The sequence below is a fragment of the Haloarcula sp. 1CSR25-25 genome (assembly GCF_032027985.1).
Classification (GTDB): domain Archaea; phylum Halobacteriota; class Halobacteria; order Halobacteriales; family Haloarculaceae; genus Haloarcula.
In genome coordinates, this window is the sequence record NZ_JAHYBW010000004.1 from 17,536 (window position 1) to 39,060 (window position 21,525).

Annotated in this window: 14 protein-coding genes; 10 read left to right on the forward strand and 4 right to left on the reverse strand. The window is 54.0% G+C overall.

Going from position 1 to position 21,525, the window contains the following annotated elements:
• Nucleotides 1-481 precede the first annotated feature (481 nt).
• Complete coding sequence (locus KZ498_RS12990; RefSeq protein ID WP_312619716.1) at nt 482-1,726, reverse strand: orc1/cdc6 family replication initiation protein; 1,245 nt, start codon at nt 1,724-1,726, stop codon at nt 482-484.
• Between the two features lie 2,149 nt (nt 1,727-3,875).
• Nucleotides 3,876-4,946: a D-xylose 1-dehydrogenase Gfo6 gene (gfo6, locus tag KZ498_RS12995; protein ID WP_312619345.1), complete on the reverse strand. Its 1,071-nt coding sequence runs from the start codon at nt 4,944-4,946 to the stop codon at nt 3,876-3,878.
• A gap of 530 nt (nt 4,947-5,476) precedes the next feature.
• Here gfo6 and KZ498_RS13000 point away from each other — a divergent pair.
• Together KZ498_RS13000 and KZ498_RS13005 are read left to right on the forward strand one after the other, a co-directional pair.
• Complete coding sequence (locus KZ498_RS13000; protein ID WP_312619347.1) at nt 5,477-6,157, forward strand: IS6 family transposase; 681 nt, start codon at nt 5,477-5,479, stop codon at nt 6,155-6,157.
• A gap of 575 nt (nt 6,158-6,732) precedes the next feature.
• Entirely contained in the window at nt 6,733-7,878 is a 1,146-nt protein-coding gene (locus tag KZ498_RS13005; protein ID WP_312619348.1) for an alpha-D-ribose 1-methylphosphonate 5-triphosphate diphosphatase, read from the forward strand.
• Between the two features lie 60 nt (nt 7,879-7,938).
• Here KZ498_RS13005 and KZ498_RS13010 read toward each other — a convergent pair whose 3' ends face one another.
• Entirely contained in the window at nt 7,939-8,571 is a 633-nt protein-coding gene (locus tag KZ498_RS13010) for a hypothetical protein (RefSeq protein ID WP_312619349.1), read from the reverse strand.
• A gap of 794 nt (nt 8,572-9,365) precedes the next feature.
• Here KZ498_RS13010 and KZ498_RS13015 point away from each other — a divergent pair.
• From KZ498_RS13015 to KZ498_RS13030, 4 genes are all read left to right on the forward strand, one after another.
• Entirely contained in the window at nt 9,366-9,647 is a 282-nt protein-coding gene (locus KZ498_RS13015; protein WP_312619350.1) for a winged helix-turn-helix domain-containing protein, read from the forward strand.
• Between the two features lie 484 nt (nt 9,648-10,131).
• The gene (locus KZ498_RS13020) at nt 10,132-11,913 is read left to right on the forward strand and encodes a CARDB domain-containing protein (RefSeq protein ID WP_312619351.1); all 1,782 of its coding nucleotides are present in this window, start codon (nt 10,132-10,134) and stop codon (nt 11,911-11,913) included.
• A 382-nt stretch (nt 11,914-12,295) separates the two neighbouring features.
• A complete protein-coding gene (locus KZ498_RS13025; RefSeq protein WP_312619352.1) occupies nt 12,296-13,129 on the forward strand; it encodes a glycosyltransferase family 2 protein in 834 nt (277 codons plus the stop codon).
• Nucleotides 13,130-13,346: 217 nt separating this feature from the next.
• Complete coding sequence (locus tag KZ498_RS13030; RefSeq protein WP_312619354.1) at nt 13,347-14,234, forward strand: DUF1616 domain-containing protein; 888 nt, start codon at nt 13,347-13,349, stop codon at nt 14,232-14,234.
• 28 nt (nt 14,235-14,262) lie between these two features.
• Here KZ498_RS13030 and KZ498_RS13035 read toward each other — a convergent pair whose 3' ends face one another.
• The gene (locus tag KZ498_RS13035; protein ID WP_312619355.1) at nt 14,263-15,432 is read right to left on the reverse strand and encodes a glycosyltransferase; all 1,170 of its coding nucleotides are present in this window, start codon (nt 15,430-15,432) and stop codon (nt 14,263-14,265) included.
• Between the two features lie 388 nt (nt 15,433-15,820).
• Here KZ498_RS13035 and KZ498_RS13040 point away from each other — a divergent pair, with 388 nt between their 5' ends.
• From KZ498_RS13040 to KZ498_RS13055, 4 genes are all read left to right on the forward strand, one after another.
• Nucleotides 15,821-17,020 (forward strand): glycosyltransferase family 4 protein, encoded by a 1,200-nt coding sequence (locus KZ498_RS13040; RefSeq protein WP_312619718.1) that lies wholly within the window; start codon nt 15,821-15,823, stop codon nt 17,018-17,020.
• A 232-nt stretch (nt 17,021-17,252) separates the two neighbouring features.
• The gene (locus KZ498_RS13045; protein WP_312619356.1) at nt 17,253-19,043 is read left to right on the forward strand and encodes a hypothetical protein; all 1,791 of its coding nucleotides are present in this window, start codon (nt 17,253-17,255) and stop codon (nt 19,041-19,043) included.
• A gap of 72 nt (nt 19,044-19,115) precedes the next feature.
• Nucleotides 19,116-20,072: a glycosyltransferase family 2 protein gene (locus KZ498_RS13050; RefSeq protein ID WP_312619357.1), complete on the forward strand. Its 957-nt coding sequence runs from the start codon at nt 19,116-19,118 to the stop codon at nt 20,070-20,072.
• 211 nt (nt 20,073-20,283) lie between these two features.
• Entirely contained in the window at nt 20,284-21,456 is a 1,173-nt protein-coding gene (locus tag KZ498_RS13055; protein ID WP_312619358.1) for a glycosyltransferase, read from the forward strand.
• Nucleotides 21,457-21,525: the final 69 nt, after the last annotated feature.

Here is a 21,525-nt window from a genome sequence, read left to right on the forward strand (position 1 = left end):
AGCAGGTTGTCGGGCTACAGCAGCAGGTATCGTAACCATGTGGAGACAATTCGGGATGATAGAGCAGTCCACCTGTCGGCCACTGACAGCAACAGTCTACGAGCGAACAGGTCACCCGGACACAGGACATTACGTGTGATATGATAAACTCGGTATGTATGCCCCCCATCGACCCACCTATCTCGAAGAAAATGAGAAACAGAATCTCCAATCTTGATGTGATAGTGTCTAGTGGACGTGCTCGATATGTTTGATTTGGGAATGGCGGCATCGATATATTCTAAGTCATACTGAGAATCAAAGATCGAGACACGATTGTTTGACACCACCGTGTCCGGAGTTCTATGGGGTCACGAAATAACTCTAGATGAGTAGTTCCAGATGAGTAGTAGCGCCATTGGTCACACCACCATGTCCGCTGTTCTATATCCTGAAAACCACTCCACTTTAGTCGGTTTCGACACCACCATGTCCGCTGTTCCTACGTCGACTGGAAGTCAGAGAGCGTCGCTTCGCTGCCAACGAGATTCGTGACAGATTTGTGGATACCGACGTCGTCGACGGTCTTCTCAAGCGCTGCAAGAATCATTTCAGGGTCCATCTCGAGTGAGTATTCACGGTAAGTTCCCCCACGACGGCCTTCGTTCCGTTCGATGGCCGATATTATACCCAACATCGACAGCTCACCGAGGTGGTCACGCATCCGGCGTGGAACAAGCGGATCTATACCTGCCTTTTCGGCAAAGTTCGTGTAACGGGGTCTGATATCCCGCGTGCGGGCTGGAGTCTTTCCTTCCTGATCGAGCGTGACCACTGCGTACACGACCAGATGACCGTGTTGGGTCAGTCCCGAAATGCCTTCCTGAATCCGGCCCCGTTCCAGAACATCGCGGGCTTCACGGACGAGTTCTTCCGAAATCGTGTCCGTGTCTTTATCCCGAGCCAGGTCACCAGTTTTCATCAGAAGATCGAGTGACTGTCGAGCGTCACCGGCGTCCTTGGCACCGTAGGCAGCACACAGCTCGATAACACCGTCCTCGAGCACACCATCGTGGAACGCCACGTCAGCACGTTGTTGGAGGATTTGGATCAGTTCTTTTGCATCATACGCAGGGAACTGTATTTCCTCCTCACAGAGTGAGCTCTTGACTTTCGGGGAGAGATCATCGCGAAAAGAGAAGTCGTTCGAGATTCCGATGATCCCGATCTTTGCGGAACTCAAGTTATCGTTCGCTCGCGCACGCGGGAGTTGATAGAGGATACTATCGTCTTCGATGTGGTCGACTTCGTCGAGGACGATGTAAATAGTGCCCCCACAGGAGTCGAGTTCGGTCCACAACATATCATACACCGTCGCACGGGGATATCCTGTTGTACTGATCTGGCTCGTTTCGTCCCTGAACTCGTTGACGAGGCGAGTAGCGATTTGATAACTGCTTGAGAGCCCATCACAGTTCAACATTTTCACCGTGAGGTCGATATCCTCGTATTTCGCAGCGTCTTCCTCGAGATGGTCAATCAGGTACCGCGTGCCGGCAGTTTTCCCGACCCCTGTTTTACCGTACAAGAAGATGTTGTTGGGCTGTTCTCCGTTGATTACCGGTTGGAGAGCGGCTCGGTAACGGTTCAGTTCGGTATCACGGCCGACGAGATTCTCAGGTTGATAGTCCTCTCGAAGAGCATCCCGGTCCAAGTAAATCTCGGTGTCACGTTCAAACATCCCCATAGTCGTTACCAGATACATCGGAAGGGTCCCACATAAAACCACCCCTGTCCGCAGTGTCCGGAGTGTCCGCCGTTCTCTAGCTTATAAATAAAGACGGGGACCCTCCCACCCCACAATGTCCGTAGTAACTATAATATCGAGGGAGGGGGGTGAAACGAAAGACCGTATGAGTGGAAAAGTTTATTATAATGCGTAATGAGCTAGACCGTAATGCGCTTATCGAGTTGTAGGGTAATACGCTACAACGCTATGGCAACATGCTACACCGTAATTTAACACTAGATCCAGTTCGTACAGATGCTTTCACCCTCACACATTACCGCCAGCTCTACCCTCCCCTGACTGTTTTCGAAGAACAGCGGACAAAGTGGGGTGGGAGTGTCTCTTCAAGCCAATTCTCGGATTTTAACCGTTGTACTTACTTCTACAGTCGATTTCAGGGGTTTCTATGACCTCCAAACACACCGTGATGTCCGCAGTTCCGGATTGGAAGTCGGAGAACAGCGGACATGGTGGTGTGGGTGTGAATAGGTATCACCGCGATGTCCGCAGTAATCTATTGATGATTTCCCAGCCATGTTAGAACAGCGGACATGGTGGTGTCCACTCGACCGCGTCTCTGACCTACGCGTCATACGCCACTATGTCCGCAGTAATAGTTACTTAGAAACTCTCTACTGCGGTGTTACTCCAGACACTGTGGTGTTATCTCCGATCGGTAGAGACCTCTTTGTATCTGACTTCACTCCAGATCTGCAGTGGTGACAACCGGGTGTGTCTCCACATTTCGCCGTGGGAACAGGAAACCCCTTCGTGATGAGCCAACGGCCATTTCTGCGACCGAATAGGATGGGGAAGTTCACTGGGACGACCCAAGTTGCATTGATAACCAGGTTTCATAGACACTTTGGTTCTCGCACTCTGTGCAACTCGAGTTGCTGTCTAACCAGCCATATAAAAACTCAGGCTCTATACGGTTTTCTCCTTTTGCCCTTTATTCCTTACATTACTGCACGGAACGTGATGACCGCATTATCACCCTTGTAGAGCGCCGAAAACATGTTCTCGGTTCATCGGCCCTTGTTAGATAGGTGCCAGCGGCCATCGTAACGATGACCGCGTCAACAGTTGTGATGTGTGCGAATGGGTCGGCTACAGCGTCCTTCCTCGGAATCATTGGCGGCGGCCCCAGCGAGCACCATTGGCGGCAGCCCCATCTACAATGACGTGTCACCGGCCGGCCAGTACCCTTACAGTGACTAACACTGTCACCAGCGCGACGGCTCTTGTGGGGGATATCGATGCTCCCGCCTCAAATAAGGAATATAACGTTCGTTATTATTTATATTTCACCTCATTTGTATCCAAATGTGATATTATTTGCATTAGATAACACTATATTGTTGTTTGATATCTCTAAATAACCAATATAATCTGAAACATAGATACAAACCCCTCCCGTCCCACATAGATATACAATAGTTGTGGCCACTATTTTGTCCAAGTATCGCGATTACTGAGAAACCGTGGGAGTAATTTCTGCTATATAAATAACAGCAGTACAGATGTTATTATGACCCTCCCTCAATCTCAGGTTACAGACCTTTTAAGAAACACCAGGTCAGGTTCACTGAAAAACTTCGTCACAGAATATTATTTGGATACTCCACTGATAGTAGAAAACTAAATCTGTATGAGTCGAATCTGGGCGTTCATTTAAATCTATTCGGGGTATTCTACTCCTATCCTATATTGGTTCAGCTAATGAAACACGGTCGACTGATATCATACATATGATGTGGGCCTGATGCATAATTCAGACTAATTCAAGGCTGGCTCTGTCGATAGTCTATCCAAGCACAACCAGGCGACTGGCTGAAACTCATCCCTGGCAATGATCCCTTGGTATCCGAAATAATAAAAATTAACATGTCGACCAACCCGACACTATTTACAATAACGGACTGCTGTTGTGATCTGTTATACGGTAATCTGATAACACAATTGTACCTCTTTGAAACGAGTCACACACCGATCGTAATGCAGTCGTGCGACCGGGTATGCAGTGCTGTACAATCGCCACCTGCTGTCCACACAGGAATACATTCCAGTAAAATAAGAGAGGATGGGACGAATCCAAACGATTCAGTTACAGTTCGACGACGTCACCGCTTTCGGCGGCTTCGTGGACTGCCCGGATGATGCGCATATCCTGGAGGCCGTGACGGCCATCCGGGACGATTTCTGCATCAGTCAGAACGCGATCGGCGAAGTAGTCGAACTCCTCTCGCATCTCGTCCTCCGCGTCAAAACTTTCGTGTTCGACAGTTACTGTGGTCTCGTCTCTTGATAAACAGAGCTTCGCTTTCCCGTGAAAAGCAGGACGGAGTTCGATCTGTCCGTCTGTTCCAGTTAGCTTCAGTTGCGTGTCTTTGTGGGCATTCTGGCTGTCGGTTGTGACCATCTTGACGCCGTCCTCCAGGGCAAGCAGCGCCCCCGAGCGCTCGTCGGGCACGTCTTCAAAGGCTTCCGCATGTGAACTCATCTGCGACTGCACCGCCTGTGGTTCCCGCCCCAGTAGGAACCGAGTCGTGTTGATCGAGTAAATCCCTAGGTCCATCACGGAGGTGCCATAGCCCGACAGCTCCGGATCGAGCCGCCACTGGTCCGCGTCCGGAGTCATTTCAAGCAACGGCTGGCTGTTCGAGCCGTATACGGACACTGGCTCCCCGATAAATCCGTCTTCGATGAGTTCCTTTGCACGTCTAACGGCGGGGTCTGTCTGCATACGGTAGGCAATCATCAGCGGGACGTCACCGTCCTCACAGGTGTCCACCATTTCACGAGCTCGTTCGACTGTTGACTCCATCGGCTTCTCGCATAGGACCGCTTTGCCTAATTCAGCGGCAGTCTCGGCGTATTCCAGGTGAAAAGCGTTCGGTGTCCCGATGTAGACGGCATCGTACGCGTCGCTTGCCTTCCCTTCATGAAACTCATCGTAGCTGATTCCGTGGTCGACACCGTTCTCGTTGGCGAGTCGTTCGGCTTTATCCGAGGAACTACTGACGAACGTCGTAACCTCACCCAAGTCAGAGTTCTGAACCGCTGGAAGTGCCAAATCGATCGTCCACCAGCCTAGACCTAACAGTGCGTACCGAACGGTTCCGCCTGCTGCCGTTTGCCAGTCACGCTCGTTGTAGCTACCGATCCATTCTTTCATACTAACACCTTCTAAACAGTGGCGCTAAAACCTTCGGATTCTGGACACGCAAATGCTGTGTCGGAAGTGGTGGCACGTAACTTTCTCCAATCGAACAGACTGGTTCGTGATGACAGTTAGGCGTGGTTAAGTATAGACTGTTTTCGTTGATTATCCGTACTACGGTTCAAAACGATAATGGATTAGCATATACGCGGCGAAGTTCAGGTAAACTCGTAAATATAGGGTACAATCATATGAACTCAACGAGACGTCGCACTTGCCTTGTCCACTCGCACGCGAGAGTTTTTACAGAACCTCCTACCTGCTATGTCTTGGCGGCAGTGCGATCTATCACTCTCGTATTCAACCTAATGTTATCAGTATTGAATTTGCACTAATCGACCATCATGAACAGTGACGGTTAACCGACCTCCACGATGAGATGTACCCGTTCTTGACGACAATACCGAGGAAATGACACATCCGTCCGTCGGCACTGTCTAGTTGAGCGAGTTTGAGAAACGAGGAGGTCGTAGCGAGAAGTGACCATGCAACTCGCAGACCTCCTCAGAGACGCGTTAGATGAGGACAGACAAGACGTTTGGGAGAATGAGCGCACCCCGACACCCGTCCGGCGGTTTGGGGTCCGTCTCCATACTGCGGGGCTGTCGATCAGGGAGACGGTTGCTATCTTAGACCTGCTGGGTGTCGATCGATCTCACGGAGCAGTCTGGAATTGGGTGCATACACTGTCTGAAGCACAGAGCGACCCGCCGACGGCGGAGCCGTCGCGGGTCGCAGTCGATGAGAAACAAATCGAAGTAGACGGGGAAAAGAAATGGTTGTACGCCGCTGTCGACACTGAATCAAAGCTGCTTCTCGAAGTTGACGTGTTCAGCCGCCGCGGGACTGACCCCGCGGCGGCGTTCCTGCACCGGCTCACTCAGAAACACGATGTTGCCGAGACAGTGTTTCTCGTTGATGCTGGCGGCTATCTGACTGCCCTCTCACGTCACGATTTGAGCGGTCGGCTCGACTACCGAATCCGGAACCACATCGAAAAGTGGTTCCAGACTGTGACCATGCGAATCGACCGCTTTCATTCTTTCTGGAGGGGCAGTCAATCCAGCGCGAAACAGTGGTTACGACGCTTCAGACACCACTACAACCACGAACGACCGAACCAAGCACTCGACGGACGAACGCCAGCTGATGTAATCCAGAACTAGACAGTGCCGTCCGTCTGTTGTGTCAGCAAAGCAGGACCATCAGTACTGATACGACTGCTATAGTTGCACTACAATCGTCGTTCTTCTCTCAATTAATTGTGGTACGTTCTTTGTCACATGAAAAACATCCTGAAATTCCCGTCCACCCCTCTTATTCAATTGGTAATACGGAGTTATGAAAGTAGGTGTGTCTTAACAATCATAAACTCGCCCGAAGTATCGGTAATTGTTTGCTCCATGACGGTATTATACGATTATACACTGGAAAATTACACTTGGTTGACTCCTCTATCAGCTATCCGGGAAACTACTTTGTGAGTCCATAGAACCGGAGCTCAGTCCCAGACCACGGAACGATTGTAGAACCGTCTCAGAGTCCATCCTGCCCGATTCCATTGACAATTGACTAGATCGACGACTTCTCCATAACAGGAATGTACGTTTCGTCCCAGCTACTTAACACATATAGATATGTGCTCTATACCCTAATAAGGGGCAGCCGTAGCAAGCTCATACTCAGGTTTCGGAGAAACCGATTGTATTACACTGGTACATCCTACCGGGAGTCAGAACGCATGAGCAACACTGCAAATCGGACGTTGATATCCGGCGGAACCGTTGTTACGCCTACTACTGAAATCGATAACGGGACAGTAGAGATATCCGGCGGTAAAATAGTCTCTGTGGAAGCGGAAGCTCACGATTCTCCGGACGTTGATGCGACTGGAAAATATGTTCTTCCCGGCCTGATTGATCTCCACGGTGATGACATCGAACGACACCTCTTTCCGAGAGCTGGGGAGCGCGTCGACACTGAAGTCGCTCTGGACAGGTGTGATATTGCAAATGCCAGTGCGGGAATAACGACGAAGTATCACGCCATTGCGTTTGAAGACGTCCCTGACGACAATCGGAGTATCGAACTCGCCAGACTCCTCGCCGACCACATACGGAGTTTCAACTGCGAAACCGGCGCCCGTGTCGATAACAGGCTCCACATGCGATGTGAACTCACTAACGAATCAGCAGTCAAAGCAGTCCTGCAGGAAATCAAATCTGGCGGTGATCTCGTCTCCCTCGTTTCTCATATTCCTGGGACGGGCCAGTTCGCCGGTGAAAACACACTTGCACAACGCTACCATCTTGACCGTGAAAACTCAGAGACCAGCCTACAAGCTCTCCAAACGTCCCGGAGTAATGTCTCTGCAGCGAAAATTAGGTCACGCGCACGTCAGATAACAGAGTTAGCGAACGAGAGAAACATTCCCGTCGCCTCACACGACGACGAAACCGTCTCGGATTTGGAAAACGCCGCCGCTATTGGAGTCGACATCACCGAATATCCGCTCTCTCACCGCGTTGCTCAGCGCGCCACAGACCTGAACCTCGCTGTCGCGATGGGTGCGCCGAACGTGGTTCGCGGGGGGAGCCTGTGGGACGGGCCCGATGCGGCGCGGGCAATCAAAGACGGCGTTGTCGATATCCTTTGTAGTGACTTCCGGCCCCAATCACTGCTTAGCTCTGTTTTTATCGAAAATGGCGAGCCACTTACAGACCGTGTATCGCGTGTTTCTACTGCACCAGCAGCCGTTGCCGGTCTGTACGACCGTGGTCGATTAGAGCGGGGAGCAAGGGCCGATATTCTCCTCGTGGATCCAGACCCGGTTCCATCAATAGCAAGAACATATGTCGCTGGTGACGAAGTGTACCGCTCTGTATAGCAGTTCGTGTGACGTATACCGTATAAAAACCTAGCTAGGAACTAGATGGTTCCTATCGGCCTATTCGCTGTCCGCATCTTCTCGTTCGACTGACCAGTGGTACACGGAACACGCGCCTGCAACACCCACCACCAGAGAGAACAGACCTAAAATGATGCTCCCGGAAAGTGAGAGTGCGACAGAGGCGGCGAGGACCATCGCTCCCAGCACAGAAACGGCGGCGTAGTACTGATACCACTGTCGGTCTTGTCCCGTTTCGGAGTGTTCGAGGTACTTCTCGAAGTCCTCGGCCATCTCCGTGAGGGTGATATGCCCACGGTCCTGATTGAAATCGACGACACCGATATCGTCCATTTTCGGCAGATGACACTGGTAGAGTCCAACGTACACGCGCTTGCGCTCACTGGACGTCAACGCATCAGTCGTGGTATCGTTCTCAATGGCTGCCACGTGTTCTGCGAGTTCTCCGAGAGAAACCTGCTCATCCCGCTCTCGGAGGTAGTGGAGGACTTCTCTTCGGCGGCTGTTTTTCAATATCTCAAAAATAACGTCTAAGGAGGCACCGGAATCGTCCTGCTCCTGTGACGCCACTTGATTGGTACTGCCGTCCCGGCCTTTTGGCGCTGGCACGGATTCGTCGTTCAATTTATTATTCGGTTCTGCTTCCGTTTGTGCGGTGTCTTTGACTCCCATATTTACCCACTTCCTGTGTGCTGCGACATCGTTTACCCGTCTGGGATTGCGCTCACACAGCCCCCCGGCTGCATCGACGGAGCGTTACGCTGTCAGCCAGCATTTCAAATCAACATCACCTTGCTACTTAATACTTTGTTATATAATAAATTCGACAATTTTACTTAGATTACCGCTGTCGGTAGTCAGTAGTTGATTCGGTATTCTGGGAGTAACAGCGCTCTTCGAACCAATCTCTGGTGGCTCAGTCTGGATAAATTCTTCTCGGCGCCGGAATTTCGATAACTGTACTGAACGACTGTTAAAGTCCCTGAAAACCTCTTTAGTTCGATCTTCCGGTAGTCCTCTGACTGTAAATAGCCCCAATAAACCGAACCGTACGTCGGCTGGTTCTGACTACGATGCCAGTAACGATATCTTATCGACATCATTTGGACTGATACCCATCTAATGCAGACTCGATCCAGCGTGTCCACCAATCACGGCCAGAAAACAATTCTGGGCAGACGACAGGAATAGGAACCTTATACGCCACAACTGCCGAGATCATTGACCCGGAGTTGGCTGGTGGTTGAACCGGCTGAAGATCAGCTGTTGGGGCTGTCCGTGTGGAAGAGAGATATTACTCACCATATACTCAGTATGCAGGGTAATCAACCAGGATTGTGTATGGCTACGAAGCGAGACCAAGCGAAACGAGCGAAACAATTAACCACAGGCACATGGAATACCACTACACACGAGGTTGTGTCCAAAGAAAGTAGCTGGGACACTCGTGTGTACGAATAGATACGATGGCAGACTTTGATCAGTGGGACGAAGTGAGCTACGTTATCAGTTCACGGTATCGTGTAGAGACTCTCCGGCGATTGGCAGAAGGCCCTGCGACACCGTCCTTAATCGCGGACGACAGGGAAATGAGCATTGCTCACGTTTCGCGCGCGCTGCAGGAACTTCGTGAATCGGAGCTGGTTGACCTGCTCGTTTCGGAAGACCGGAAGAAAGGCCGTGTATACGACATCACCGAGAAGGGTGTCGATATTTGGGAAACGATCGAACGGAAGAACATGGCGTAACCGTCACGCATCAGTCTCGAACTGATAGATGCTTGCTTACGACAGGTGCGTCGTTTCAGAATCATCTCTATTTCTGTATCGATTCGAGGACTGTTCCGGTAACTGCAATGTAATATATCTCTTCGTGTTCCCCCTTTCACATCAGTCTTGGAACTGGATTGCGGTGTGTCGTGTCTGGCTCACAAATTCAGTTAACCGAGACTGTTTGGTCGGGACGTCGACGACCGGTATCCACTTACTATGAACGCCGCTGATGGGTCCCGCCCTGACGTACGCGTCTGGTGATATACGAGTGACACTCACTCAGAGAAATCAACTTTCGTAACCCACCCAGCGACATTCTCTGCAGAGAGTGTATAATAGCAGGTATAGCGGCCGTAACAATAGTGATTTACAACCTACTTGCGTACGCATGTTGTCCATAGGCTACGGAAAATTACTAATCGGGTGCGTCGCTGGACTGTTAATCCTTGGGGGCGCTTCAATGGGGCTTGGCATCGGTGGCTTCGCCGATGGTCCCACAGATGCAGACACTACTGCGGGTGAAGCCGACCTGGAGATACGCACGGTGAACACTCAAACCGAAGTTCGACCGGATGAGCCGCTCCAGGTGCAACTTCGAATCGCTAACGTGGGGTCACGTACGGCAACGCAGGAGGTAGCGCTACGGATGAGCGAGAGCGGGGACGAACAGTCTCCTGAAACGGTAGCGACGAAACAAGTCGAGGTTTCGGCAAGCGAATCGACGAATGTGTCACTCGTTGTCGAGCCTGAGCAACTCAATCCCGGGGAGTACACGTACGCCGTCGCTGTCGGTCAATCGTCGTCTCCGAAGGCGACTGGGAGTGTGTCTGTCCTCACTCCTCCAACGTTTGAACTCGCCGATACAACTGAAAACGCTACCGTCGTACGCGGAGCGAACACCTCGATTCGTGCGAAAATGACCAACGTCGGTGCGTATCGTGGCCTCCAGACCGTTCGTATCGAGGTTGATACGGACCAAAACGGGCAGTACTCCGGTACTGAGACTGTAAACGAAAGCGTATTTTCGCTCGCAAGCGACCAGAGTCAGACCAGCACTGCCACAGTTCACACGGCCGATATGGATCCCGGACGATATCAATACAGGATCACCACAGAAAACGCAACAGCGACTGGAACACTACTTGTCCAGCAACCGGCGACGTTCCAGGTGCAAAACACGACCGCACCAGCCAATATCACAGCCGGGGAGATTGCGAACGTCTCCGCAGTCATCGAGAACGTCGGTGGCGTGAGCGGTACCGACAACGTCACGCTCAGCAGTGATTCCACGAACACCAGCTATTCGCGTTCCGTTTCACTCGCCCCCAACGAAACCACGACAGTCTCTATTGGAGCGAACACGACGAATCTGAACCACGGTACACACAACTACTCACTCGGCACCGATGCCGACACAGACACCGTCTCGGTGACGGTACACGACAGTCACTTCGAGGTGGCCGGTCTGGTCGGGCCGAACGTTCTGTACGTTGGGGATACCGCTGTGTTCTCCGCAGAAGTAACGAACACCGGTGACATCACTGGTACTCAAACGATCCAGCACCGCATCGACAGCGACGACGACGACCGACCGGAGGCCTATGGGGTCGACAGAAATGTGACGCTCGCACCCAATGAGTCGACTCGGGTTCGGTTTGAAATCGAATACACGGTAACTGACACGACAGAGTACCCCGTCGAGCCGCTGAGCCTACAGACGTACGTCTATGGCATCTATTCGCAAGACACGCGCTCGTCGAATGCTATGTCGGTCAAACCGTCATGGGCCAAAGACGGCAATGGCGGCTCCGACAGCTCCGGCGACAGTACGAGTGTCTCTGACGGTGACCGCGCTTCGCTCGATGAAATAACCCAGGACAAGTACGGACTCTACTACCATGAGGTAAGCAGCGAGACGAAGCACCAGGTCGAAGAGATTCACGAGCGCCAACCATTCTCGGACGGGCTTGCGGCCGCCGAAGTGCGGACGCGTGAGGAAATCGCTCGCGAAAAGTACGGTGCAGATGTGAAAGTCGGTGAGAACTTTGACTTCACCGGCCTCGGCATCGAACTCCAGCAGAAGGTCGAAGCGGACTTCGATGCACAGTTCCAGACGGAGTCCGGTGACCGGATCGAGTCCTGGGATGAACTCGCACGCGACAGGTACGGGACGTCGTACGATAATCTCAGCGACAGTCGCCGGGCGAACGTCCGGTCGACGTATCAAGACCAATTCGAATAACCTCCACACCAACTAACGGGAGTAACCGCTGTACAGTGGCGTTTTTTCGAACGGGCCTAGCGAGATGTTTACTGATACGGCATGCCACTGTATACGACTGCTAATTCTGGAAAGTAAGGAATAACAATAGATTGATTTGCCCAACATGGCGATAGAGAGGGCCGGATTGGAGACCGCCGAACGGCCCTACGACCTACCATGACTATCACTGAACTAACGGTTGCTATTGGCGCGTGGGTCTGGCACGGTAGCCGGCCCGAGACGAGTTGTTGCCAGTTCGGTAACTCTGTATGCACTGTTGCAGGCGCCCTCCAGCGATGCAACCGCGCTGTGCAACTCACAGAATCGAAACAGTACTGTTCGCTCTCAGGGGGGGCATAGCGTGTACAAGAGCCACACTGTCGGTGTCGTTATCCCGGCGTACAACGAAGAAGGCTTCATCGGTGACGTCATCGACTCGCTACCGGAGTTCGTCGACCAGGTGTTCGTTATCGATGACTGTTCGACCGATGATACGTGGACCGAAATCAAGGAATACGTCGACGCTGAGGTACAACAGGCTGGTGTGACCGGTGATTCGGCGGAACAAATTATGGTTGCTGACGGGGCCGGGACAACAGTCTCTGAAAGCCAATCGTTTCTCGACAAACGGATTGTCCCGGTGCGCCATCAGACGAACGGAGGGCGCGGGGCTGCCGTACAAACCGGCTACGAGCTAGCCCTGATGAGCGGTATGGACGCGGTCGCGGTCCTCGACGGCGACGGCCAGATGGACCCGGGAATCCTCGATAAGATACTCGACCCAGTCGTCGACGGAGAGGCGGACTACGCGAAAGGGAACCGTCTGATATCGCGAAACCACTGTGCTCAGATGTCAAACTGGCGGCTGTTCGGGAACGCCCTCCTTACGATGTTGACGAAAATAGCAAGCGGTCACTGGAAAATGCGCGACCCGCAGAACGGCTACACCGCGATCTCTGCGACAGCGCTCGAACAGCTCTCGCTGACCGATTTGTTCGACGACTACGGCTTCTTGAACGATATCCTAATTCACCTAGACGCAAACGGGATGACCGTACAGGACGTGCCGATGGAGGCACTCTACGGTGACGAGTCGAGCGGAATCAGGTACGGCTCGTTCGTCCCGAAGCTTTCCATGCTGCTACTCAGCGGATATTTCTGGCGGCTCAAACGGAAATATTTCGGGCGCGACTAACACCGCCTTCTCGTGAGCAGTTGGTAAAGCCCTAGCAGTGCTTAGTGTGAGTGAGCCAACACTGCTTAGTGTGAGTGATTGAGCCGCCCTTTGGGTCGCGCACGTACGGTGAGTAACTACGGTTATGCTGTTGCTACTTATGCTCCGGGAGACATGAGTAGCTGTTATGGGTAGGTGGTCCGGTACGTTGAGAGCTGTTTCGGATTTAGTTGTGGTTATGATCATCACAGCGGTTGCACTTGCCGCCACTGTCTCGCCAGTAGACGGTCTGTTGCTTGCAGTCGTCGCAATACCGTTTCTGCTGTTCGTTCCTGGCTATGCGCTCATTGCTGCTCTCTTTCCTGACAGGGAATCGACGTATCAGCAGCATCGGCTCATCGGCCTCGAACGGCTACTGTACGCCGTAGTCGCGAGCATCTGTTTGGCGGTCATTGTCGGGGTCAATCTGGATTTCACTAGCTGGCCCATCAGACCGGTCCCGGTCGTAGCAGTCCTCGCTGTGGTGACCGTCCTGTCGACACTCGTTGCGCTTTACCGTCGAACAACGTCGGAGCCCGAGGCGTCCAAATCAGCAGTGCAGTTCGATATGGGCTCAAACACCAGGACACAGTCGAGTGACGGCGGCGTACAGCTCGGCTCGATCGTTGTCGCGGTGGCTATCGTGGTTGCGCTGGTCAGTGTGACATTCGTCGCCGCACAACCCCAGCGCGGGGAAACGTACACCGAGTTCGGACTGTTAACCGAGACCAACGGGACGTTACAGGCGGACGGGTATCCGACCGAGATGAGACTTGGTGAGTCAAGTGACCTGTACTTCACTGTCACGAACCGTGAGAAACAAGAGACGAATTACGTCGTCGTCGTCCAACTCACCAGAACTGCGCCCACGGGTGATGTGATCGAAAACGCGCGCCTGGATACGTACAGCGAGACAACTGCTCCCGGCGAAACGTGGCAACAGCGTCACACAGTCACCCCAGTCCTTGAGGGTGAACGGCTCCGACTGACGTACCTTCTGTACCGTGACGGTGTCCCAGAGCAGCCGACGGTCGACAACGCTTATCGGGAGACCCATATCTGGATCGATGTAACCCAGAACCGTTGAAATGGACGCCGGTCGGTTCTTCAACGACTCAAAAGGCGACCGGTGATTCGGCGCCGGTCTCGTCTGGTTCTCTGGTCGCGGGCTTGACGTACTGGTGAATGAACGTTTCGTACTCGTCTATCACGGCATCGGGTGCGAAATCGTTTGCCCGCTTGATGAGTCGCTCACCGGATAGCGGGGACTCCAGTGTCGCTTCGATCGCATCCGCGAGCGCTGCATCGTCTCCGACTGGTGTGAGACGACCATATTCCCCGTTGTTAAGTATTTCTGCGGGACCGCTCGGGCAGTCCGTTGCAACGACCTGGCACCCGCAGGCGAGTGCCTCGATGAGAACCGTCGGGAGCCCTTCGTGGATTGACGACATCGCGAGCACGGACGCGCTACCCATGTACCCATACGGGTTATCGACGAATCCGGGAAATGACACGATGTCTTCGATACCTAACTCAACTGCTAGCGCTTCGAGTTCGCTACGTTTCGAGCCTTTCCCGACAACTATCGCTCTCGTCTGTGGCCGATTTGAATGGAGTTGTGCGAAGGCTCGAAGGAACGAACTGAAGTTCTTTGCCCGTTCAAGCCGACCGACGCCCAAAATGACCTCGTGTTCCGGGGAGTCGAGCCAGCGGTGGTCGACCGATTCCCGAGCCTGTTGCTGGACGTCGCGCACCGGAATTGGATTATGTAAGACGGTGACTTTCTCCCGGTCGATGCCGACATGCTCGACGACGCTCTCGGCGACGCCCTCGGAGACTGCAACGAACTGGTCAGCCTGTCCGGCCAATAGTCGCTGAAGCAACTGGACGAATTTTTCTTTTGGCTCTTCCTGCATGCCGAGTGTATTGTGAATCGTCCCGATCGACACCGTGTCGGATCGGGCTACCAGTTGTGAAACGAGATAGATGTCGTTGGCATAGGTCATCTGTGAAAACAGGATCGCCGGTGACCGTGCTGAGAGATACCGTGAAAGACATGGGACACTCGCTCCAATCCCAAGAACCGGTATTTTCGTCGTGCCGAGGTCGACGATAGTTACTTCCTCAGCGACTTCCTCCCGAAACGCCCCGCTGTTGAACGATACCACCAGATCAACCTCGTATCCTCGTTTGGCAAGCCCGTTGGCTACAGAGACCGTGACACGCTCTGCTCCGCCAACCGTCAGTGAGGGTACGTAAAATGCTATCGGCCCAGTATTCACCATTACTGGGACTCAGTAGTTGGAGGTGTTTGTTTATAATGTCCCTACGGGGTCCAAGTTCTAACTTCGAAATCTTCTCTTGAAACTGCATTCTGTCCCCATTTTAGCGAGGGGTCTGCCGCTGAGTACCTCTCATCTGACCATGCCGGTCACTAAAACCGGGTATCTCTACCTCACAGAGCGGCGAATTCGCTAACATCGAAGCCAACAGGGTGGGCACGGAGGCTGGTAGCTTGGGAGAGCTGGCCGGCGACCCTGTGACGTAGGTCTTTGGCAGTGAGAACGCGTTTTGAATGTCAATCGTATAACGACAACCGGCGATATAGGGAGCTTCTACTGGAAAATAAGACTATTAACTAAACCTATCTCCACACAAGACCGGGATGAACAAATGCGTATTCTTCGGGTGGCCCAGGATATCTTCCCTGAAACGGTCGGTGGTGCACCGTATCACATACACGCTCTCAGCCGCGATCAGGCTGCACAGGGACACGACGTGACCGTCCTGACTGTCTCGGACAGCGTAGACGAACAGGAGACTGTCGAACGGAACGGATACACGCTCATACGTCAACCCCCAAAGGTCGAGGTCCTGGGCAATCAGCTATTTACGAACACGGTCGGAATTCTACGGAACAACGAGGACTACGATGTCGTTCACGCCCATTCCCACCTGTTTTTCTCTACGAACGTGGCTGCGACCTACTGCCGGTGGAAGGGAATTCCGCTTGCCGTGACCTGTCACGGATTGAACTCCCAGCGTGGGCCGTTCTGGTTCTCGCGTGCACATCTGCGAACACTGGGCAAATGGACGTACGACTCGGCTGACGTGACGTTCTGCTACACGGATGTCGAACAGACTAAACTACGTGAACTGGGCGTTGACGCGGATATTGCGGTAGTAAACAACGGTATCGATACTGAGCGATTTTCCCCTTCCGGGACAAAACACGACCGAATCGATGCGGCTGTCGGTCCCGCAATCGTCTTCGTCGGTCGTCTCGTGGATGGCAAACGGCCACAGGATGCGCTGGCAGCGTTTGACACTATACTGGAACGGTGTCCGGATGCGCGTCTCTTCTTCTGTGGCGACGGTCCGATGCGTGAGAGACTCGAAGAGACTGTTGCCGAGAAGGGGCTGAACGATGCCGTCACATTCCTCGGCCGTGTCCCGTATAGCGAGATGCCGGCCGTCTTCAGAGCGGCGGACCTGTTCGTTTTGCCCAGTCGGACCGAGGGTTTCCCGCGTACCGTCTTGGAGGCGTTGTCTTGTGAGACACCGGTCGTCTCCAGCAATCTCGAACAGACTGCGAAGATTGTCGACCAGACTGGTGCAACCGTCGAAGTCGGGGACATCCAGGGACTCGCTACAGCTGTTTCCGATCTGGTCGAAGACGTACAGTTGCTGTCTGATCTGGGCAGGCACGGCCGCCAGATTGTCACCACTCGCTACGATTGGGAAGACACCGTTCGGGAAACCACGAACGCACTGGCACAGGTTGCTGAAATCAGCGAACCGGCGACGTCGGAGCGCACGGAACGGTCCAGCCCACAGATCCCTGTAACGCGAGACGAGATAGATGCCAAATAACGGGTGCTCCACCGACAACTCACCAGATGGAACCGCCCGATGTACTTTCCCCGACGACGAAGCGTTCGGGACTGTGGGAGTATCGGCGCCGGTTGCATTCGGCCGACTGGCCCCGGAGTTTCCTGCTACAGCACCGTTAGCTTCTGATTACTTAATAATGGAACAGTGTAAGGACGGTTCAGGACTGGGTCAACAGCAGACCGACAGTGACCAACATTCATAAGAGCAACACATGGGCTACGAGACAGACATAGACAGGGGGCTCTTCGACACCTATCAGTTTGCAAACCGCGATTTACAGGAGTACCTGGTAATCATTCTGGCAGGGTTCCTCGTCCTCGAAAGTGGAATATTCCTCACGATACAGCCGGCAACAGGGTACGAGACGTCTCTCGTAGAGGCGTTACCACAGCCGTTCTGGTACCTGTTCTACATCATACTGGGGGGCGGGATATTGACGTTGATAGCTGCGGCGGTGACCGAGTCGGGATACTGGCGGCACGGCCTCGGCCTTATCGTCGCTAATTACGCGTTGTTCTTTTTTCTGCCCAAGGCACGCGGCTACCGGTTCTATGGACAGGGAACAGCCGACGCGCTGCGGCACTTCGGTGATATAAAAGGAATACTGGCGACGGGTTCGCTTCCGGGTATCTGGTATCCGGGCGAACACGTCCTGATGGCTCAGATGACGATGCTGGGCGTCCCAATTGATGCCATTCCATACCTGAATGCGCTGTTGTTCACGACGATACAGATTGTCGGTATCGGTGTCCTTGTCAGGACGATCTCCGGCCAGTCCGGAAGTCTGGCAGCCGGACTGGCAGCAGGAGTGCCCCTCATCTACACGACATTCCACCTCTCGAACCACCCGGCCATGAACTCGTTCATGGTTGTCCCGGTACTGCTAACGCTTGTGGAACTGTACCGTCGAAGTAACGACAACGAGTACTTTGTCCTGTTCCTGCTCATCGGCGTATTCGTCATTTATTCACACCCGATGACGACCCTGTTCATGGTCGGGCTCTTATTACTGACTGCGGTGTATTCCGCTGTGTTCGGCCGGCTTTCGCTGACGCAGGTCAGGAGCCTCAGTCCGAGACTGGGAGTTGCGTTCCTCCCACTGCTGTTCGCGTGGCTAACGAAATTCGGTCAGACGCGACAGGCCATCGCGAAGGTGGTTAATTCTCAAGACGAGGCGACACCCGCGGCAAGAGAGTTACAGAAGGCGGGGTCTGTAGAGTTCTCAACGACGCAGCTGCTCGAGAAATTCATCACACTGTACGGGAGTACTGCGCTCTACTTCACGATAGCCGGCGTGGTATCCCTGGTGACTCTCTACTGGTTCCTGTGGCGGGGCCCACGGTACGACTGGGGACTGGGAACCACCCACTTCACTGCCGGAATTGCCATTGCAGGGACGTTTCTGCTAGGCAACCTCATCGTAAAGGGAATCATCCGAGCGAACCGGTACTCGCTGCTGTTCGCCGCCGTCCTCGTGGCCCTCGCTCTTGTACACACTGCAAGCGAGCAACGTTCCGGCGTTACCCTCGTGCTGGCGGTTCTTATGGTCACGAGTGCGGTATTGGCAGCCGGGGCGGCGTATGAACCGAACAACCACATGACGTACGCCGAATACGACGGGACCCAACACATGGCGACTCACTATGACCAGGGGGTCCCGATCCACTCGATGGATACGTCCCACAAGATGCAGGCGTTCGTCCTTGGCAGAAATAGCCCCAGGTACTATCCGGCGGATATCAACATCAACAACAACATTCCACGGAACCTTGGCTATTTCAGGGCAGATGTCACGGCGGCGGATACGTTCGGCCGAAGCTACGTTATGACGAAATCACATGACACGGAGCAACATACGGCGTCCTACTATACGGACCAACAACAGGAGTATCTCTTCAGATACGGAGAAGACAGCCTCGCGCGGTTCCACAACGATCCGACTGCGAACAAGGTGTATTCAAACGGTGGCTTCAGTGGCTGGTCGGTTTCACCGGATAACTGACCACACTACAGATACCGATGCATAGTGAACTACTAACTTTACTCCGGTATCGATAATCCCGAGGACAACCACATGTCACAACCGCTGGTAAGTGTCGTCGTACCGACGTACAAACGTCCGGACAAGCTCAGACGCGCCACACGGAGCGTCGCCGAACAGACATACCCCAACATCGAACTAATTGTCGTCGATGATCACTCGCCCCAACCAGCAAGCGACACCCTGTCGGGAGAATCCATGGACGGGCTCGATCTCGTCTGTATTCGTCACGAGGAAAACCGCGGCGCAAACGAGGCCCGGAATACGGGAATTCGTGAGGCTGAAGGGAAGTATATAGCCCTCCTGGACGATGATGACGACTGGCGACCGGAGAAGATCAGCAAACAGGTCGACGTGTTCCAGCGGACCGACGACAGTGTCGGTGTCGTCTACACTGGCTGTGAGTACGACTACGGGTCCTACACACGTGAGGTGATTTTCACATGCGAAGGCGATGTCGCGAAAGACCTGTTCGTTGGAAAGTCCTTCGGCGAGTTCTCCACGCTGATGGTCCGGCAGGACGTCATCACGGACGCAGGCTTGCCGGACGAACGATTCCCGAGCTGGCAGGACCGAGAGTGGATGATCCGACTGTCCCAGCACACGGAGTTTCGGGTCATCCGGGAGTTGCTGACGCGACGACACTGCCCCGAGGACGAGGAGCGGATCAGCAACAACTACACCGAAAAGCGGGACGTTTCTTTCCCGTTACTTGCGGAGAAACACCGTGATCTCGCCAGAAGCTACGGCCGCAAATACGAACGGATGTTCCTGGCGTCGCTCCTGTTCATTCTCGGACAGGACGCTCTCCGAAATCGGTTCTACGGGGACGCGAGGAAACAACTCCTGAAGTCCGTCTACTACTACCCATTCGACTCTGATCGGGTGGTGTACGCTCTCGTTGCACTCGGGGGGAGACTGAGCTACGAACCGGCAAGATATCTCGTCCGGACGGTGCACGGGCTCTCAAGTGGGACGATTACCGAATAACCATGACCCTCGATCGCACCTACCGACTGAGGAATGACCTCTTCGACGACGAGACAGTTCGTACAGGTAGGCGTTGACTTACAATGCAATACGATACGCAGGTATCCGGCCGCATGGACAGTATCAGATCGATGGTCGCTGCTCCTTTCGGAGCAGAACCCGAGGAAGCGTCGTGTGCTGACTGGTCGGTGACGGGAGTGGTGATGTCCCTGTGACGACACTCTGGTACTTCATCGGAGCACTTGTCATCGGGGGTGCCGAGCGCACGCTCGTCGACTTGGTGAACGATCTCGACCACGACGAGTATGACGTGACCATCTGGACGATTTTCTCGACAAACCCTCTCGAATCGGAACTCGATACGGCGGTAACGGTACGGAGTCTGACCGATGCCGGGCAGTTCGAAAACGGAACGATTGGGGGGGTCGAGACGCCACTGGCGTACGTCATTGCACCGCTTCGCTTCTGTGTCGCTGCCTGGCGCGAGGACCCGGATGTCATCCAGTCGTTTCTCTTCTACGGCAATGTCATTGTCCGAATAGCGGGCCTCCTGTGTTCCGCAAAGGTTATCACCGGAATCCGCTCCGTTCCGGACTCGGAACCGCTGGTTCGCCGTCTCATCGACAAGGTGACACTGCCTCTATCGGACGCGATAGTTTCGAACTCGACGGCTGGGCGGGAGTTCGCCATCGAGCGGGGGGCAAAGCCAGACGACGTTGCAGTGGTGTACAACGGCCGAAACGTCGATACCTACCGCTCCGCGACCCCGGCGACGCTACACGAGGAACTGGACATCCCCGCCGATGCAACCGTTGTCGGGACGGTCGGCCGACTTCTCGAACGGAAGGGCCACTTCGACCTGCTCGAGGCGTGGGCTACGGTCGAGGACGAACTCCCCGATGCACATCTGGTGTTCGTCGGCGATGGCCGGGACCGCCAGGACCTCGAACAGCGCATCGAGGACCTGGATTGCACGGACTCGGTCCACCTACTTGGGACTCGGGACGACGTCCCCTCGCTGCTCAATGCCATGGACGTCTTCGTCTTCCCGTCGCACTTCGAAGGGCTTCCCGGGGCGGTCATCGAAGCCATGGCGGCCGGACTCCCTATCGTCGCAACGCCTGTCGATGGCAACAGTGACCTTCTCGAGAACTACCGGTCCGGCCTGTTTGTCGACGTCCGGTCCCCGAAACAGATCGCTTGGGCGACGATTCGCCTCGCCAATCACCCCGATTTCGCAGCGGAACTAGGGACGACAGCGAGCGCTCGGGCGGCAGAGCAGTTCACGGTCGCCGCGATGGTAGACGGATTCGAGACCGTGTATCGCCGGGTGTCAGTGACTCCCAAAGAAGAGACCGTCTACGTGGGTGAACACGCCGGGTAACGCTCACGGTGGCCTTTGCCCAGTCAGTAGCGACAGTATATTTTACTAGGCTGGTGGGAACTACTGTGT

Coding starts and splice junctions, on each gene's coding strand:
- KZ498_RS13020 (WP_312619351.1), top strand. CDS start 10,132: ATGGGGCTTGGCATCGGTGGCTTCGCCGATGGTCCCACAGATGCAGAC.
- KZ498_RS13050 (WP_312619357.1), top strand. CDS start 19,116: ATGTCACAACCGCTGGTAAGTGTCGTCGTACCGACGTACAAACGTCCG.
- KZ498_RS13040 (WP_312619718.1), top strand. CDS start 15,821: ATGCGTATTCTTCGGGTGGCCCAGGATATCTTCCCTGAAACGGTCGGT.
- KZ498_RS13045 (WP_312619356.1), top strand. CDS start 17,253: ATGGGCTACGAGACAGACATAGACAGGGGGCTCTTCGACACCTATCAG.
- KZ498_RS13030 (WP_312619354.1), top strand. CDS start 13,347: ATGATCATCACAGCGGTTGCACTTGCCGCCACTGTCTCGCCAGTAGAC.
- gfo6 (WP_312619345.1), bottom strand. CDS start 4,946: ATGAAAGAATGGATCGGTAGCTACAACGAGCGTGACTGGCAAACGGCA.
- KZ498_RS12990 (WP_312619716.1), bottom strand. CDS start 1,726: ATGGGGATGTTTGAACGTGACACCGAGATTTACTTGGACCGGGATGCT.
- KZ498_RS13000 (WP_312619347.1), top strand. CDS start 5,477: ATGCAACTCGCAGACCTCCTCAGAGACGCGTTAGATGAGGACAGACAA.
- KZ498_RS13005 (WP_312619348.1), top strand. CDS start 6,733: ATGAGCAACACTGCAAATCGGACGTTGATATCCGGCGGAACCGTTGTT.
- KZ498_RS13035 (WP_312619355.1), bottom strand. CDS start 15,432: ATGGTGAATACTGGGCCGATAGCATTTTACGTACCCTCACTGACGGTT.
- KZ498_RS13010 (WP_312619349.1), bottom strand. CDS start 8,571: ATGGGAGTCAAAGACACCGCACAAACGGAAGCAGAACCGAATAATAAA.
- KZ498_RS13015 (WP_312619350.1), top strand. CDS start 9,366: ATGGCAGACTTTGATCAGTGGGACGAAGTGAGCTACGTTATCAGTTCA.